The organism is Photobacterium carnosum (assembly GCF_002849605.1).
Lineage (GTDB): Bacteria > Pseudomonadota > Gammaproteobacteria > Enterobacterales > Vibrionaceae > Photobacterium > Photobacterium carnosum.
This window is the reverse complement of record NZ_NPIB01000074.1, coordinates 1-1,011: the sequence shown is the minus strand read 5'-3', so window position 1 is coordinate 1,011 and position 1,011 is coordinate 1. Positions and strand designations below refer to the sequence as shown.

General features: G+C 33.3%; 1 protein-coding gene. It reads right to left on the bottom strand.

Annotation, left to right across the window (positions count from 1 at the left end; all coding sequences use genetic code 11):
• Positions 1-736: 736 nt before the first annotated feature.
• The coding region (locus CIK00_RS21130; RefSeq protein WP_459178072.1) for an Orn/Lys/Arg family decarboxylase at positions 737-1,011 on the bottom strand (275 nt) is incomplete at its 5' end.

The window sequence follows — 1,011 nt, the reverse complement described above, 5'->3', positions numbered from 1 at the left end:
TTGCACCAACTTGCGCCAAGCTTGCTGGTAGCATAATAATACCGGAACCCATCATGTTAACTGCAACAAGTACAGTTAAGCCGACAAGGCCCATTTTTTTAGTGCCAGTATCTGATGACATTATATTCACCTGTGATTGGAAGAGATGTAAATCATATTTAAAATAGGATTTATATTAATATAAATAAAACCAGATCCATGGTGAGTTATTTATTATATAAAGGAAGTTAATTACTTTATTTAAATCATTATAAAATAATTAAAATATAACGCTTAATAGAAGAGTTATATTTTAAGTCGGATACTTAACCTTGCTTTCGAGACATATAATGCGCTGTTTTGATAAAAATAAAACAGTAAAAACGGAATGAATCATTGCATTTTTAATGACCGTTATTACTTTTAGTATCGTTATTCGACCATTATTTTTAACAAATAGTATTAAAATGTAATTCATTGCATTTTTTTGCGATTAAAGTGCTTTATTTACAACAAGTTGAAATTCTCACTCTGTGGTAATCTAAAAACTTAAAAAATAACATGAAAAATAGTTATGTAATATTATTGAGAAGATATTCACTATTAAAGATCGAATTTTTTTTTGAATGGGGAGTTAAGAAAAATTTAATTTGTATAAATTATAATTATGTCTAAGTCGATGACTGAATACTTGTAAAAAATCCCCCGCAGTTACCTGCGAGGGATTGATAGGCTGTCACACTAGTGCATTAAGCGATTATAGTGCTTCTTTTTTGATACAAAGAACGTGGTATTTACCGTCTTCGATTTCTGCGCCTTCAGTTTCGTGTTCGAAACCAGGGAATTCAGCATCCCATGCTTCTAGTGCTTTCAAGTACTGGATTTGAGGACTTGTGTTATCACCGAAGTTTTCGCCACCCATTAGCATTGGGATGCCTGGTGGGTAAGGGATAACAGAGTTCGCTGCAACGCGGCCAACAAGTTTATCCGAAGCCACTAGCTCTACGTCATCTGATACGACGAACTGGTAAG